Genomic DNA, 14,336 nt, shown 5'->3' on the forward strand with positions numbered 1-14,336 from the left:
CGGTGATTCTAGAAACCCGCCAGCAGCACTGGTCCGACGAAGCCGCCTGCGAGGCCACCGCCCGCGCCCTGGCCGGCCGTCCGGCGCTGCGCCGCGCCTGCATCGAACTGCACGGCCCCCTCGGCGCCGGCAAGACCACCTTCGCCCGCCACCTGCTGCGCGCGCTCGGCGTGACCGGTCGCATCAAGAGCCCGAGCTACGCCATCGTCGAACCGCATGAGGTCCCCGCCACGGCCGAAGCGGACAAACTGGACATCTGGCACTTCGATTTCTACCGATTCGGTGATCCCCGGGAGTGGGAGGATGCCGGCTTTCGCGACCTGTTCGCCAGCCCTGGCCTGAAACTGGTCGAGTGGCCTGAAAAGGCCAGCGGGCTGCTGCCGGTGCCTGACCTCTCGCTGTCGCTGCTGCCTGAAGCCGACGACGGCCGGCAGGCACGGTGGCAGGCCTGCACGCCGCTGGGCGCGGCGCTGTTGAACGAGACCCTGCCATGACACAACTCCTTCCCGCCTTCGATACCCTGGACACGGTCAGCCGCCGGGGATGGTTCCGCCAGGCGGGTGCGCTGGTGCTCGTGCTGGGTGCCGGTGATCTGGTCCACGGCGCCACGCTGGTGGCGGTGCGGGTCTGGCCAGCGGCGGATTACACGCGGGTGACGCTCGAATCCGACACCGCGCTCGAAGCCCGCCACTTCGTCACCGACGGGCCGGCACGGCTGGTGATCGACATCGACGGTCTCGAACTCAGCCCGCAATTGCGCGAGCTGGTCGCCAAGATCGGCGCCAACGACCCGCACATCGCCGGCGTGCGCCTCGGCCAGAGCCAGCCGCGCCAGGTGCGCATGGTGTTCGACCTCAAGCGCGCCGCCACGCCGCAGGTCTTCACGCTCACGCCGATCGCGCCCTACCGCTACCGGCTGGTGTTCGATCTTTATCCGGCGCAGGCCCCCGACCCGCTGCTGGCCCTGGTGAAAGAGCGTGAAGCGGCACCCACCCCGCTGCCCGCGCCCGCCAGCACCACGGCCGAAGCCTCTGCACGCGCAGCGTCGGACGTGGACGACGCACTCGGCGAGTTCATTGGCCGTGTCGACCGAACGAACCGCCCCACGCTGCCGCTGCCACCCGCGCCGCCCACTGTGGCGCTCAAGCCGGAGAGTGCCGGTCCGGCCTCTGCGCCTGCGGCCACGGTCGCACCGCCACCACCGCGGGTCGCCGCAGCACCGGCCGCCGCCGAGGGCGCACCGTCCGTGCCGCCCGGTCGCGGTGGCATCAATCGGCTGGTGATTGTCGCCATCGACCCCGGCCACGGCGGCGAAGACCCCGGCGCGATCGGCCCGACCGGCCTGCGCGAAAAGGACGTCGTGCTGCAGATCGCCAAGCAACTGCAGGAGCGCATCAACGCCCGCCCCGGCATGCGCGCCATGCTGACCCGCGACGCCGATTTCTTCGTGCCGCTGCACGAGCGGGTCAACAAGGCCCGCCGCGTGCAGGCCGACCTGTTCCTGTCGATCCACGCCGACGCCTTCATCACGCCAGAGGCGCGCGGCGCCTCGGTCTTCGCGCTGTCGGATTCAGGCGCGACCAGCACGGCCGCCCGCTGGATGGCGAAGCGCGAAAACGCCGCGGACGCCATCGGTGGCATCAACGTCGCCACCAAGGACACCCACGTGCTGCGCGCCCTGCTCGACATGAGCACCACCGCGCAGATCAAGGACAGCCTGCGCGTGGGCCGCGAGGTGCTCGGCAACATCGGGCAGGTCGGCAAGCTGCACAAGGGGCAGGTCGAGCAGGCGGGATTCGCGGTGCTCAAGGCGCCCGACATTCCCTCGATCCTGGTCGAGACCGCCTTCATCTCCAATCCCCAGGAAGAAGCCAAGCTGCGCGACGAGGACTACCAGGCGCAGCTCGTCAAGGCCGTCTACACCGGCATCGTGCGCTACTTCTCCCGCAACCCACCCCTGGCCCGCGAGCGTCTGCTATGACACTGAATCCTCTCCTGTCGGCGCTTCTGCTGGGCACCACGGTGCTCACCGCCGGGGCGCAATCGGCGCAATCGGCATCTTCAGCCCCATCGGGCACTGCGCTGCCGACTGCCGCCCCGTGTCCGACCGGAATTCCCGAGGGCACCCGCTGCCTGAACGGCCGCGATTACCTCGGCGCCTACTACTGGATCGCGGTGCCGAAGGACTGGGCGCCCGAGACGGGCGTGCTGGTGGTGCACGCCCACGGCGGCCCCGCGCTGGGCGAGCCGACCCTGGCGCGCAGCACCGCCGACCTGCAACGCTGGAGCGTGATGCTGCGCGCCGGCCATGCCTGGGCCGGGTCCAGCTTCCGGCAGGGTGGCGTCGAGGTGCTGGCCGCGGCCGAAGACACCGAGCGGCTGCGCCAGCTCACGCTCGCCGCCATCGGCCAGCCGCGCCGCACCGTGCTGCATGGCCAGAGCTGGGGTGCCGGTGTCGCCGCACGCATGGCCGAACGCTACGTCACCCCCGACATCGACCCGCGCCGCACGACACCCGGCCCGCTGCCCTACGACGCCGTGCTGCTGACCAGCGGCGTGCTGGCGGGCGGAACGCGGTCCTACGACGTGCGGATCGACCTGCGCGTGGTCTACCAGGCGCTGTGCAACAACCACCCGAAGCCCGAGGAAAGCGCCTATCCGCTGGGGATGGGCTTGCCGCTGGAATCGAAGCTCACCCGGGCCGAACTGGCCGAGCGGGCCGATGCGTGCCTGGGCGTGCAGCGCAAACCCGCCGAGCGCAGCGCCGCCCAGCAGCAGCGGCTGAACACCCTCACCCGCGTGGTGAAACTGCCTGAAAACGAGATCCTGCCGCACCTGAACTGGGCGACCTGGCATTTCCAGGACATCTCGATGCGCAAGCTGAAGGGCCGCAATCCCTTCGGCAACGAAGGCGTGCAGTACAGCGGCTCGCCCGACGACGCCGCGCTGAACCGCGACGTGCAACGCTTGCGGGCCGACCCCGCCGCCCTGGCCGAACTCGGCCGTGACACCGATCCGACCGGCCGGCTTCTGCTGCCCACGCTGACCCTGCACGGCACCGACGACATGACCGCCTTCGTCGAGCTGGAATCCCATTTCCGCGACAACGTGGCCGAGGCGGGCGCTGCGGACAAGCTGGTGCAGGTCTACACCGCCGACCGCGAACACAGCTACTCCAGCGATGCGCAGTACGTGAGCGCGGTGGGCGCGCTGCTGGACTGGGTGGACAAGGGGAGCAAGCCCGATGCCGCCTCCCTGTCACAGCGCTGCAAGGCGCTGCCTGCACAGTGGCAACCGGCCAGCGGCTGCCGCATCCGGGTCGATTACCAGCCGGCTTCCCTCGACAGCCGTGTGCCGCCGCGGCGCCGAGCCGAAGTGGCCACGCCGGGCGTCAAGCGGCCCTGACCTTGGCCTTTGCTTCGTTGCGGCGCGCTTTCCAGGCGCCAAACAGCACCAGTACCCCGGGAATCGCGATCATCGACCAGATGATCTTGTCCAGGTGCTGCTTCACCCACGGCACGTTGCCGAAGAAGTAGCCCACGGTGACGATGCCACCCACCCACAGCGCGCCGCCGGTCACGTCGTAGAGCGTGAACTTGCTGCGCGTCATCTGGGCCACCCCCGCGACAAACGGTGCGAAGGTGCGCACGAAGGGCATGAAGCGGGCGGCGATGATGGTCTTGCCGCCGTGGCGCTCGTAGAAGGCGTGGGCCTGGTCGAAGGCGCGCTTGTTGAACCAGCGGCTGTCCTCCCACTGAAAGACCTTGGGACCAAGGAGGCGGCCGATGGTGTAGTTGCTCTGGTTGCCCAGCACGGCCGCCGCGAACAGCAGCCCGACCGACAGCGTGTAGTCCATCAGGCCGACGCCGCACATGGCACCCACCACGAACAGCAGCGAATCCCCCGGCAGGAAGGGCATCACCACCACGCCGGTCTCGACGAAGATGATGAGGAACAGCAGCGCGTAGACCCAGGCCCCGTAGGTGGTCACGAAGGTGGCCAGGTGCTTGTCCACATGGAGAATGAAATCGATCAGGAAGGGCAGGATGTCCATGGCGCGCGAGATTAACACCGCCATCTCACCCCCATGTGGCACCAGATTAGGCAATTCCACACACCCGCTGGAAGCAGTCGACCGGGCGACAGGTCAGGTGAAAAAACCGTGGTGCACACTCGGTCCCGTCCATTTCAGGGGTTGACAAACCAGTCTCCCTGCATATTCAGCTTCTCTTACCTCCGAATCCATGCTACGCAGACGCTTCGTTCTGGCGAGTGCCGCCGCCGTGCTGGTGCGCCCTGCCGGAGCAGCCACAGCGGGGTCCGACCTCGTGTTCGGCCAGTCCGCGCCGCTGACCGGCCCGCTGTCGCCACCGGTGCTGGCGTTCAATGCCGGCGCGCAGCTCGCTTTCGACACGCTCAACGCACGCGGCGGCATCGGCGGCCGGCACCTGCGCTGGGTCACCGCCGACGACCGGGGCGATCCAGTCCTCGCACAGGCCATCTGCGACAAGCTCATCACCGAACAGAACGCCACCGCACTGTTCGGCTGCGCCGGCAGCCTGAGCATGGCCGCCATCGAGCCGCTGCTGCGCCGCCACGGCGTGCCCGCGCTGGGCGGACTCTGGGTGGCCGATTCGGTGCGGGCGCAGTGCCGGGGCATCGCCTATTTCGTGCGCGCCAGTCTCAGTCAGGAAGCATCGGCGCTGGCGCTGCATCTGGCCACGGTCGGCCTGCAGCGCATCGGCGTGGTCCACCTGTCCAGCCCGTTCGGGCAGGAGGGCCTCAAGGTCATCGCCGACGCCTTGACCGGCCAGGGCCTGACGCTGGCCGGCACCGCCGCCGTCACCCCCGACGGCGCCACCGCGCAGGAAGCCGCGCGCAAGCTGCTGGCACTCGCCCCGCAGGCCATCGTGCTGTTCGTCAACGGCTCACAGGCCGCCACCGTGATGGCCACCGCCGCCGGGCTGCGCCGCCATCCCGCGTTCTACGGCCTGTCCATCGTCTCCGACGAGGACGCCATCCGCCGCATCGGCGCGCAGGCACGGGGACTGGCCATCTCGCAGGTCGTGCCCTACCCCTGGAGCGAGAGCGACCGCCAGATCGCCGACTACCGCGACCTGGCCAGCGCCGCCCAGGTGCCGGTCGGCTACGCGAGCCTGGAAGGCTGGCTCAACGCGCAGGTACTGATCGAGGCGCTGCGGCGCTGCAACGGCGACCTCAGCCGGGCCCGGCTGCACGCCACGCTCAAGGTGCTGCAGTGGTACATCGCCGGCATGACCGTGAACTTCAGCCGGCAGGAACTCAGCGGCTCGCGCTTCGTCGAGCTGGTGCAATTCACCGAGTCGGGCCGCTACCTGCACTGAGCACGGCAGGCGGGTTCCTACAATCCGCCCATGTCGATCCTGTCCCCCGCCCCCCGCCGTCCCATCCGCGAACTGCCGGATGCGCTGATCAGCCAGATCGCCGCGGGCGAAGTAGTCGAGCGGCCGGCCTCGGTCGTGCGCGAGTTGCTGGACAACGCGCTCGACGCTGGTGCGGCGCAGATCACCGTGCGGCTGGCGGCTGGCGGCGTGCGCGCCATCGTGGTCGAGGACGACGGCGCGGGCATCCCCGCCGACGAGCTGCCGCTGGCCCTGCGCCGCCACGCCACCAGCAAGATCGACTCGCTCGCCGAACTGGAGCAGGTCGGCACGATGGGCTTCCGCGGCGAGGCGCTGGCTGCGATCGGCTCGGTGGCAGAGCTGTCCATCACCAGCCGCACCGCCGACGACGCCCACGCCCGGCGCATCGACGCCCGCACCGGCGAGCTGTCCCCCGCTGCACGCGCCACCGGTACCACCGTCGAGGTGCGCGAGCTGTTCTTCTCCACGCCTGCGCGGCGCAAGTTCCTCAAGACCGACGCGACCGAGCTGGGCCACTGCCTCGAAGCCGTGCGCCGGCATGCGCTGGTGCATCCGGAGGTCGGTTTTGCGGTGTGGCACGAGGGCCGGCTGGTCGAGCAGCTCCGCCCCGCGGCGGCCGAGCAGCGGCTGCGCGACGTGCTGGGGGCGGACTTCATCGCCGCGAGCCGGCCGGTCGAGGTACAGGTCGGGCCGCTGGTGATCCGCGGCCGGGTCGGTCTGCCCGAAGCGGCGCGGGCGCGGGCGGATTTGCAATACGCCTATGTCAACGGCCGCCATGTACGCGACCGGCTGATCGGGCATGGTGTGCGCTCGGCCTACGAGGACGTGCTGCACGGGACGCGGCAGCCAAGCTATGTGCTGCGCATCGACATCGCGCCGGACCGGGTGGATGTGAACGTGCATCCGACCAAGATCGAGGTGCGGTTCCGGGATTCACGGGAAGTGCATCAGGCGGTGCGGCGTGCCGTGGAGCAGGCGCTGGCCTTGTCGCGCACGGCGGATGTGCCTGCCGACGTGTCCGCCGAACCGCTGGGCACGGCGCCAACCCCCATGTCCGTCTGGCGCCCGACACCGCCGATCCAGGGCAGCCTCGTGCTCCAGCATGCTGCCGCGCTGCACGCCCGCGAGATGCCACCGGACTGGCCCCGCAGCCCGAGCGCCGCGCCGGTGGTGGACACCGCGCCAGCGCCGGCCGACGACTGGCCGCTCGGCCGTGCGCTGGCGCAACTCGGTGGCCTCTACGTGCTGGCCGAGAACCGCCACGGACTGGTGATCGTGGACATGCACGCCGCGCACGAGCGCATCGTCTACGAGCAGCTCAAGGCCCGCCTCGGCGACGGCCAGGGCGAACGCACGATCGACAGCCAGCCCCTGCTGATCCCCGCCACCTTCTCCGCCACACCGACCGAAGTCGCCGCGGCCGAAGCCCATGCCACCACCCTCGCCCGCCTCGGGCTGGACGTGGCGCCGCTGTCGCCGGGGGTGCTGGCGGTGCGCGCCGTGCCCGCTGCGCTGCGCGATGCGGACGCGGTGGCGCTGGCGCGGTCGGTGCTGGGCGAGTTGTCGGAGCACGAGGCCAGCGCGCTGGTGCAGCGGGCGCATGACGAGATCCTGTCCACCATGGCCTGCCACGGCGCCGTGCGCGCCAACCGGCGGCTGACGCTGGAAGAGATGAACGCGCTGCTGCGCGACATGGAACGCACCGAGCGCGCCGACCTCTGCAACCACGGCCGCCCGACCTGGCGCCAAGTGACGATCAAGGAACTCGACACGCTGTTCCTGCGCGGGCGCTGAGCCCGCCTCTGCCGTCAAAGATCCGCGACGCTGCGGACCTCGTCGAGGCTGGTCAGCCCGGCCAGCATCTTCTCCACCGCGTCCTGCCGCAGCGTGCGCATGCCGTCCACCAAGCCTTGGCGCTGGATGTTCCACGCCGGCGCACCGGCGCGGATCAGGCGGCGCAGCTCCCGGTTGATCACCAGCAGCTCGTGCACCGCCACCCGGCCGCGGTAGCCCGATTCGCGGCAGCGCTCGCAGCCGGCGCTCTGGTAGCGGCGCAGGCGGCCGTCGCGGCCATAACGTTCCAGCCAGCTTGCACGCAGTTGCGCGCGCTCGGCCTCGGCGGCTTCCACCGCGGCGCCATGGAAGTAGCCCTCGATCCACTCGTCGATTTCCGGCTCCTTGGCCGAGCGGCTCATGCGGCAGGCGCTGCACAGCCGCCGCAACAGCCGCTGCGCGTGCACCCCCAGCAGCGCGTCACCCAGATTCCACGGCTCCACGCCCATGTCCAGCAGGCGCTGGATCGCCTCGGACGCCGTGCGCCCCGGCATCGACGCCAGCACCAGCCGGCCCGAGACCGCCGCCTCGACCGCCAGCCGCGCGGTGGCGCTGTCCGGGATCGTGTCGATGACGATCACGTCCGCATCCGCCGACAGCACCGCCCGCAGCGCCTGCTCGTGGGTATGGCCGGCCCGCGGATTCACCTCGATCTGGCGCACGCCGGGCAGCGTCATCTCGATGCGTTCCTCGATGGAGACGATCTTGCGGTCCGGCTGGTTCACCAGCGCCAGCTCGGCGAACAGCGTCGTGGTGCGCCCGGAGCGGGCCGGACCGACCGTGAGCAGCATCCCCGACGGGCGTTTCAGCATCGCGGTGATGCGCTCCTGGTCCTGCGTCGTCAAACCCAGTCCGTCAAACTTCAGCGTCTTGAGCCGCGTTGGCAGCCCGAGCACCACGTCCTCGAAGCCGCCCTGCGTCGGCAGCGTCGTCACGCGCAGCTCGATCTTGTGCGCCTGCATCAGCCGCGAAAACGCCAGCCGCCCTTCCTGGGGCCGGCGAGTGTCCTGCACGTCCATCTCCGCCAGCATCTTGATGCGCGGAATCAGGCTGTTGCGGTAGCTGCCGGGCAGCTCGCTGTGCGGCTCCATGCGGCCGTCGCGGCGCAGGCGCACCCACAGCTTGTCCTCGCTCGGGTGGTTTTCGAGGTGGATGCTGCTGGCGCCGCGGCCCATCGCGTCGGCCACCAGCGTGATGAGCAGCTGCACGACCGGGCCTTCCGCGCGGTCCGACTTGTCACCCTTGGCGGCCTTGCCGGTGCGCCGAGGCGCGGTGGACTCGCTGGCGGATTCGCCAGCCGCTGCGTCCTGCTCCACACGTTCGCCACCCAGTTCCGGCATGGGCAAACGCTCATAGCCGCGCTCGATCGCCGCCTTCAGGTCGCCTGTGCCGGCCAGTGCAGGCGCGATCGTGCAATGCGTCAGCGTCTGCAACTGCTCCAGCACCGCCTGGCGCGTCACGTCCTGCATCGCCACCACCAGACGCCCGGCGCGGTGCACCAGCGGCAACACCTCCAGCGCCCGTGCCAGGTCGACCGGCAATCGGGCCAGCGCCTCGATCTGCGGCTTGAAGGTGCTCAGGTTGACGACTGGATAGCCCAGCTTGCGCGCCAGCGCCACGCGCAGCTGCTGTGGCGTCACCCACTCGCGGCCCAGCAGCACCTGGCCCAGCGGCTGCTGGCGCTCGTTGACCTGCTGGCCGAGCACGTCGTTCAACTGCGCGTCCGTGACATAGCCCAGCGCCACCAGCGCCTCGCCCAGCCGCACCATCGGCATGCGCGCCTGCTTGTCCAGCGCCGACAGCAGCTGCTCGGGTGTCACGATCTGGCGCGCCACCAGCAGCTCGCCGAGCTTCTGGCCGCGGTTCTTCTTCTGGATCTGCACCGCCTGCTCGACCTGCTCGGCCGTGACCGCCGCTTCCTCGATCAGCAGCGTGCCCAGGCGCTCGCCCACCTGCACGCGGTCATAGGCCGAGCGCGGCAGGAAAGAGGTCTGCACCGTGCCCCGGTCATCCAGCGGCGCGAACAGGAACAGGCCCACTTCGTTCTCGACATGACCGACAGTGACCCCCCCCACCGTGCCACCCCCGTGGAGGTGGACGGTGTAGGGCTGGGCGGCGTGGTGCTCCAGCACCTGCGCGTGTTCTTCAGAGGCCGGTTCGGCTGGATTCGCCGCAGCCGGCGCGGCCGCCTCCGACGTGACCGCCATCGCCTGCCGGGCCAGCGGCACGGTCGGCACCTGCAGCGTGATGCGCCGGATCTGGTCGAAGCGCATCGGCAGCGTGATCCGTTCCGGCGGCACCTGCACCCGCGCGATGCCGGCGCCGACCTCCATCAGCACCAGTTGCCCGGTCATCAGATTGCCGGTGCGGCCCTCGATCTCGCAGGCCAGCGGCGAGCGTTGCGGCTCGGGCAGCGCGTAGGCGGCGAACGGCGGTGTCGGCCACGCAAACGGCGCCTCACCGCCCTTGCGCGGACGCGCCGACAGCGGCAGCGGCGCTTCGGCCGGTGTGGCGGACTTCAGATGCGACTGGGACAGATCGGACATGGGCGGTTCCTGGGGCAAGCAAGCAAGCCATGCCAGCGCGCCACGCGCACCGGGACGGATGGATGCTAGGGAATCAGCCGCTGGGGGGAACGGGGGAATAGGTGCCGATTGATGGGGCGATTACCCCATCCGCCGCACCAGCCACCCCACCTTGTCCAGCGCCGCCATCGCCTGTGCGACCGCAGTGGCGCGGCCCTGCACCGAGCGCGTCGCCTGCACCACGGTCCGCGCACTGGCACACAAACGCAGCGCGCTGACCGGATGCCCGTCGCGCAACCCGCAGGCCACTGGCTGGCCCAGCTGGAAGCGCCCACTGGCCAGCGAATCCTGCGGCTGGTTCGCATCCGACTCGGCCAGGGCGCGGTGCAGGTCGGCGGTCTGCGCCGGTGTCAGCGGGACACGGAGGCCTTGCGGTGTGCGGCGGTAGACGAGGAACGGAAAGATGGTCTGGTGCCGGTCCCAGCGCCTACCCGCCCAGCGCCCGCCGCGCGCGCCTTCCAGCGACGTGACCGGCACGGCTTCAAAGGTGGTGTCGCTGCGCAGCCGCTCCGCCACCGCACGGCCCCAATGCTGCAGGAACCGGTCCACCAGCGGCTCCGGCACGGCGCGAAAACGCTGCAGCTCGACCAGCGCCGCCTGCCAGCGCAGCAGCAGCCCAGGGTTGGGCGTGTCATCCAGGCCATCGGCGGCGGGCCAGTGGCCGGGCCAGTCGCTGCGGGCGGTGTAGAGCTGCAGGGCGGTGAGCGGGTGGTGCCAGCAGCGCCGCGCCAGCGCAGGTGGCAGCAGCAGCGCGCCGCAGAAGGCCGGACCCGTGACGAACTTGGACCCGGTGATCGCGACCATCCAGTCCTGCGCCAGATAGTCCGCCAGCGAAGCGGGCGTCAGCCGGAACTGGCAGGCATCGACCAGCACCTCCAGCCGCTCGCCGTGGCGCTTGCGCAGCCGGGTGGCGCAGGCGGGCGTTGGCGCGAGCAGGCCGGTCTTGGACACGTCGGTCAGCACCAGCAGGCAGCGCCGCCCGGCACGCAGCACCTGCTCCACCCCGGCAGAGAAATCGGCATCCACGGCCTCGGCACTGCGCGGCGTGCCGTCGGCTTCGCGCAGCGCCACGGCGATCGGCTCGCAGGGAGATTGCGCCGACACCGGGGCACCACGCAACACGGTGCGGCCCTGGCAGGTACCGGTGGCGAAGTGGCGGGTCGCCAGCGCAGCGGGTACCCCACTGCCGGTCTCCGCCGCTTCGGCCATCACCGCCTGCACGGCCAAGCCCGGATCACGCGCCACCAGCTGCGTGGCGAAGAGGTGCAGATCGGTGCCGGAGGCGGCCAGCACGGTGTCGGTTCCGAGCACGGCGTCGGCGCCGCTGAGCTGCAACAGCGTGCGCCGCAGCCGGGCGACTTCCGCGGCGTACCCACCCGATCGCGCCGCCAGCCGCGCGCACAGCGCCGCCGCGGCCTCGAACGCTGGCGTGGAAATCACCGAGGCCGTGGACGATCCGAGTGCGACCAGCCCGGGGTCCGGCCGCGGGGGACAGCCATAGGCATTGGCCCCCGCACCGCCGAGACGGATGCGGGCGTCACCCCCTTCGGTCAAGGCCCGCGCCGCGGTCGTGAACATGGCATCCGCCTCTCAGGCCAAGGTCGTGCGTGTGGCGACCGAGCGCTCCAGCAATGCGCGGAAGGCAGTGCGCACCTTTTCCATCGCGGGCAGCTTGTAGGGGAAGAGATCGGGTGAATCCATCGAATGGACGGCGGCGCCAGGATCAATCTCGAACACCAGCAGATCGCCGTCCGGCATCTCGGCGCAGTCGATGACGAGGTAATCCAGCCCGATGCGTTCGCTGACGCCCTGCAGCGCCGCGGCGTGGCGTTGCGCGAAATCGGTGTCGAAGTCGGCCATGAAGCGCTCCTCCTCGGCGCGCTTGGCGGCGGACTCGGTCATGCCGGCGTTGAGGTAATGCACCATCCAGTGCGAGGACACGCCCAGATGCACCGCGTAGGGCACACCATCCACCAGCACCACGCGGAACTTGCGGAACTGGCCGTCGGCGCTGGCGTAGTCGACGAAGCGGGACAGGAAGAACTCGGCATCGGGCATGGCCGCGAGGTAGCGCGTCAGATCGAAGGGCGAGGCGAGCTTCTCCAGCCCGCGGCCGGCGTGGGAGTCGACTGGCCGGATGATCAGCGGCCAGCGGCCGTCCGACAACACGGCGATCGGATCGATCTCGCAGCGCACCAGGCGCTGCAGCAGCGCGCGATCGGCCCGGATGGTCTGCGGAATGTGCAGGCCCGGCACGCCATGCAATTCGCTGCACGCCTGGGTGCGCGCCGTGCGCAGCGTGCGCGCCGGGTGGTTGATCGCCGGCGTACCCCAGCCGGCGCAGGCGTCGGACAGGTCTTCCAGCAGACCGCGCACCGGGTCGGACTCGGACACCGCGATCCACAGCGCGTCGTGCGGCGGCAGCCAGTGCGGCAGCGGCTCGCCGGGCTGCACATAGAGCATGGTCAGCGCCACGTCCGTGCGCTCGGCGAGAAACGCCAGCGGTGCGTTCGTCATCAGATCGCCCGGTGTCATCACGGCCAGCAGGCGCAGCGCCGGGGTGCCCTCGGCGGGCAGGTCAAAGACACGCCGGCACTCGATCGCCTGTGCCTGCGTCGCCAGCCCGACATCGCGCAGCCCCTGCAGCAGCAGGACGGTGGACAGGTCCATCAAGGCATTGGCGTCGTGTTCGTCTTCGGTGGCGCGGCTGATCAGCGTCTGGGCCAATGGCATCAGGTCGGTGCCCTGGAAAGCCATGGCCATCAGACGCGCCAGCCCCATCAGCGGCGGCGGCTGAACCGCTGGAATCTGTTGCGGCTGGAATTCGATGCAGGGCATGTTCATGGGGCGGTCTCGCAAGAAAAAGCAGGATCGGGCAGGCGCTGGGCGCCCAGACGCAGCACGGCGTCGAGCAGAACGTCGAGGTCGGCCGCCTCGGTGCGGTGGTTGACCAGTGCGACGCGGATGGCCGTGCGCCCGCCCAGCGTGGTCGTGGAAGGAACGGCCAGGCCGGACTCGTGCAGATCGGCGACCAGTTCGGCGTTGAGGTGGTCGGTGGCGGCGGCGTCCAGCCGGTGTGCGCCCGGTGGGCCGAGGTAGCGGAAGCAGACGATGTTCAGCGTGACCGGCGCGAGCAATTCCAGCGCCGGCTCGGACAGGATGCGCGCCTGCAGCCGCTGGGCGAGCTGGCAGGACTGGGCGATGGCGGCGCCGAGGCGGTCGGTGCCGTGGGTGACGAGGGTGAACCAGACCTTGAGCGCCCGGAACCCCCGCGACAGGTCCGGCCCGAGGTCACACGGCCACGGCGAGCCGGCCGCCAGCCCGCGCGGGTGGCGCGACAGGTAGGCCGCGGGCGAGGCGAAGGCGGCGAGCTGGTCGGCCTGGTCGCGCACGAGGATGAAGCCGGCGTCGTAGGGCACCTGGCCCCACTTGTGGAAATCGAGTGCGATCGAGTCCGCGCGTTCGATGCCACGCAACCGTGGCGCCACCTGCGGCGACAGCATCCCCAAGGCGCCAAACGCCCCATCGACGTGGAACCACAGCCGCTCACGGGCCGCCACGTCGGCGATGGCGGCCAGATCGTCCACCGCGCCGGTGTCCACCGTGCCCGCCGTGCCGACGACGAGGAAGGGGCGCAGGCCGGCGGCGCGGTCGGCGGTGATCCGGGCCTGCAATGCGGCGAGGTCGATGCGGTGGTCCGCGCCAACCGGCACGCGGCGCAGCGCCTGTGTGCCCAGGCCACTGATGGAAAACGCCTGGGCCACACAGCCGTGGACGCTCTCCGCGGCATAGGCGACCAGCCGCGGGCCGTCGGCACTGGCGGCCACACCGGTCTGGCGCGACAGCGTGCCCAGCGTTCGCGTGCGCGCCACGAGCACGCCGATCAGGTTGGCCATCGACGAGCCCGTGACCAGCAGCCCGCCCGCCGTGGCGGGGAAACCGAACAGGTCACGCATCCAGCGCACGATCTGGCGCTCGACTTCGAGCGGCATCTGGTCGCGCCCGCCGAGGTTGGCGTTCAGACCCGCGGCGAGCATCTCGGCCAGCATGCCCTCCACTGTGCCGCCGCCATGGACCCAGCCCATGAAGCGCGGGTGCGTGTTGCCAACCGCGTAGGGCAGCACCTGGGACATGAAGCGCCCGTGCGCCTCGGCCAGCGCGATGGGTGCGGCCGGCAGCGGTTCGTCGAAGGCGGTGCGCACCTCGGCAGGGATTGGCTGCCAGACCGGGCGTTCGCGGATCTGTTCGAGGTGGTCGAACAGATCGTCGAGCATCCGGTGGCCCTGCGCGCGCACGGCGGCCCAGTCGGCGGGGTTGGCGGGATCCAGCGAAAAGGATTCAAGTTCTGGCATGGGGTGACGACATTCGGCGTCCCCCGAGCGTAGGTGCGGCCCCTGCGGCTGTCCGATCGAACAGGCCGGCGTTCAGGGCGCTGTTCGGCATGCCGTCCCGGTCAACACGTCCGTCAACACGCCACCGAACCATTGCGGAAACGCCTCCCAGCCCTCGACAATCC

At 70.6% G+C, this 14,336-nt stretch carries 10 protein-coding genes; 5 read left to right on the forward strand and 5 right to left on the reverse strand.

Annotation, left to right across the window (positions count from 1 at the left end; genetic code table 11):
• The first annotated feature begins 2 nt into the window (after positions 1-2).
• The 3 genes from tsaE to RMP06_RS16790 are packed head-to-tail and all read left to right on the forward strand — an operon-like array spanning position 3 to position 3,405.
• Complete coding sequence (gene tsaE, locus RMP06_RS16780) at positions 3-494, forward strand: tRNA (adenosine(37)-N6)-threonylcarbamoyltransferase complex ATPase subunit type 1 TsaE (RefSeq protein ID WP_310462939.1); 492 nt, start codon at positions 3-5, stop codon at positions 492-494.
• Positions 491-1,981, forward strand: a complete 1,491-nt coding sequence (locus tag RMP06_RS16785) for an N-acetylmuramoyl-L-alanine amidase (RefSeq protein ID WP_310462940.1) — start codon at positions 491-493, stop codon at positions 1,979-1,981. Before tsaE ends, RMP06_RS16785 begins: the two co-directional genes overlap by 4 nt.
• The gene (locus tag RMP06_RS16790) at positions 1,978-3,405 is read left to right on the forward strand and encodes an alpha/beta hydrolase family protein (protein WP_310462941.1); all 1,428 of its coding nucleotides are present in this window, start codon (positions 1,978-1,980) and stop codon (positions 3,403-3,405) included. The genes RMP06_RS16785 and RMP06_RS16790 overlap by 4 nt, the downstream gene beginning before the upstream one ends.
• Here RMP06_RS16790 and RMP06_RS16795 read toward each other — a convergent pair.
• A complete protein-coding gene (locus tag RMP06_RS16795; protein ID WP_310462942.1) occupies positions 3,392-4,054 on the reverse strand; it encodes a DedA family protein in 663 nt (220 codons plus the stop codon). The genes RMP06_RS16790 and RMP06_RS16795 overlap by 14 nt on opposite strands.
• A gap of 190 nt (positions 4,055-4,244) precedes the next feature.
• Here RMP06_RS16795 and RMP06_RS16800 point away from each other — a divergent pair, with 190 nt between their 5' ends.
• Positions 4,245-5,363, forward strand: coding sequence for an ABC transporter substrate-binding protein (locus RMP06_RS16800; RefSeq protein ID WP_310462943.1), 1,119 nt, complete (start codon positions 4,245-4,247; stop codon positions 5,361-5,363).
• Positions 5,364-5,393: 30 nt separating this feature from the next.
• On the forward strand, positions 5,394-7,196 hold the full coding sequence (mutL, locus tag RMP06_RS16805; RefSeq protein ID WP_310462944.1) for a DNA mismatch repair endonuclease MutL: 1,803 nt from the start codon (positions 5,394-5,396) through the stop codon (positions 7,194-7,196).
• Positions 7,197-7,210: 14 nt separating this feature from the next.
• Here the strand turns inward: mutL and RMP06_RS16810 are convergent, their stop codons facing one another.
• The 4 genes from RMP06_RS16810 to RMP06_RS16825 all read right to left on the reverse strand — a co-directional run bounded on the left by RMP06_RS16810 (position 7,211) and on the right by RMP06_RS16825 (position 14,172).
• On the reverse strand, positions 7,211-9,781 hold the full coding sequence (locus RMP06_RS16810) for a GspE/PulE family protein (protein WP_310462945.1): 2,571 nt from the start codon (positions 9,779-9,781) through the stop codon (positions 7,211-7,213).
• A 120-nt stretch (positions 9,782-9,901) separates the two neighbouring features.
• Positions 9,902-11,398, reverse strand: a complete 1,497-nt coding sequence (locus RMP06_RS16815; RefSeq protein WP_310462946.1) for a hypothetical protein — start codon at positions 11,396-11,398, stop codon at positions 9,902-9,904.
• 12 nt (positions 11,399-11,410) lie between these two features.
• Positions 11,411-12,664: an ATP-grasp domain-containing protein gene (locus RMP06_RS16820; RefSeq protein WP_310462947.1), complete on the reverse strand. Its 1,254-nt coding sequence runs from the start codon at positions 12,662-12,664 to the stop codon at positions 11,411-11,413.
• Positions 12,661-14,172 carry a pyridoxal phosphate-dependent decarboxylase family protein gene (locus tag RMP06_RS16825; RefSeq protein WP_310462948.1) on the reverse strand — a complete coding sequence of 504 codons (1,512 nt, stop codon included), beginning with the start codon at positions 14,170-14,172 and terminating at the stop codon, positions 12,661-12,663. Before RMP06_RS16825 ends, RMP06_RS16820 begins: the two co-directional genes overlap by 4 nt.
• Between the last annotated feature and the right edge of the window lie 164 nt (positions 14,173-14,336).

The sequence above is a fragment of the Sphaerotilus sp. genome (genome assembly GCF_031429695.1).
Classification (GTDB): Bacteria; Pseudomonadota; Gammaproteobacteria; order Burkholderiales; family Burkholderiaceae_C; genus Sphaerotilus.

Coding starts and splice junctions, on each gene's coding strand:
- RMP06_RS16795 (WP_310462942.1), bottom strand. CDS start 4,054: ATGGACATCCTGCCCTTCCTGATCGATTTCATTCTCCATGTGGACAAG.
- RMP06_RS16815 (WP_310462946.1), bottom strand. CDS start 11,398: ATGTTCACGACCGCGGCGCGGGCCTTGACCGAAGGGGGTGACGCCCGC.
- RMP06_RS16790 (WP_310462941.1), top strand. CDS start 1,978: ATGACACTGAATCCTCTCCTGTCGGCGCTTCTGCTGGGCACCACGGTG.
- RMP06_RS16800 (WP_310462943.1), top strand. CDS start 4,245: ATGCTACGCAGACGCTTCGTTCTGGCGAGTGCCGCCGCCGTGCTGGTG.
- RMP06_RS16820 (WP_310462947.1), bottom strand. CDS start 12,664: ATGAACATGCCCTGCATCGAATTCCAGCCGCAACAGATTCCAGCGGTT.
- RMP06_RS16785 (WP_310462940.1), top strand. CDS start 491: ATGACACAACTCCTTCCCGCCTTCGATACCCTGGACACGGTCAGCCGC.
- RMP06_RS16825 (WP_310462948.1), bottom strand. CDS start 14,172: ATGCCAGAACTTGAATCCTTTTCGCTGGATCCCGCCAACCCCGCCGAC.
- mutL (WP_310462944.1), top strand. CDS start 5,394: ATGTCGATCCTGTCCCCCGCCCCCCGCCGTCCCATCCGCGAACTGCCG.
- RMP06_RS16810 (WP_310462945.1), bottom strand. CDS start 9,781: ATGTCCGATCTGTCCCAGTCGCATCTGAAGTCCGCCACACCGGCCGAA.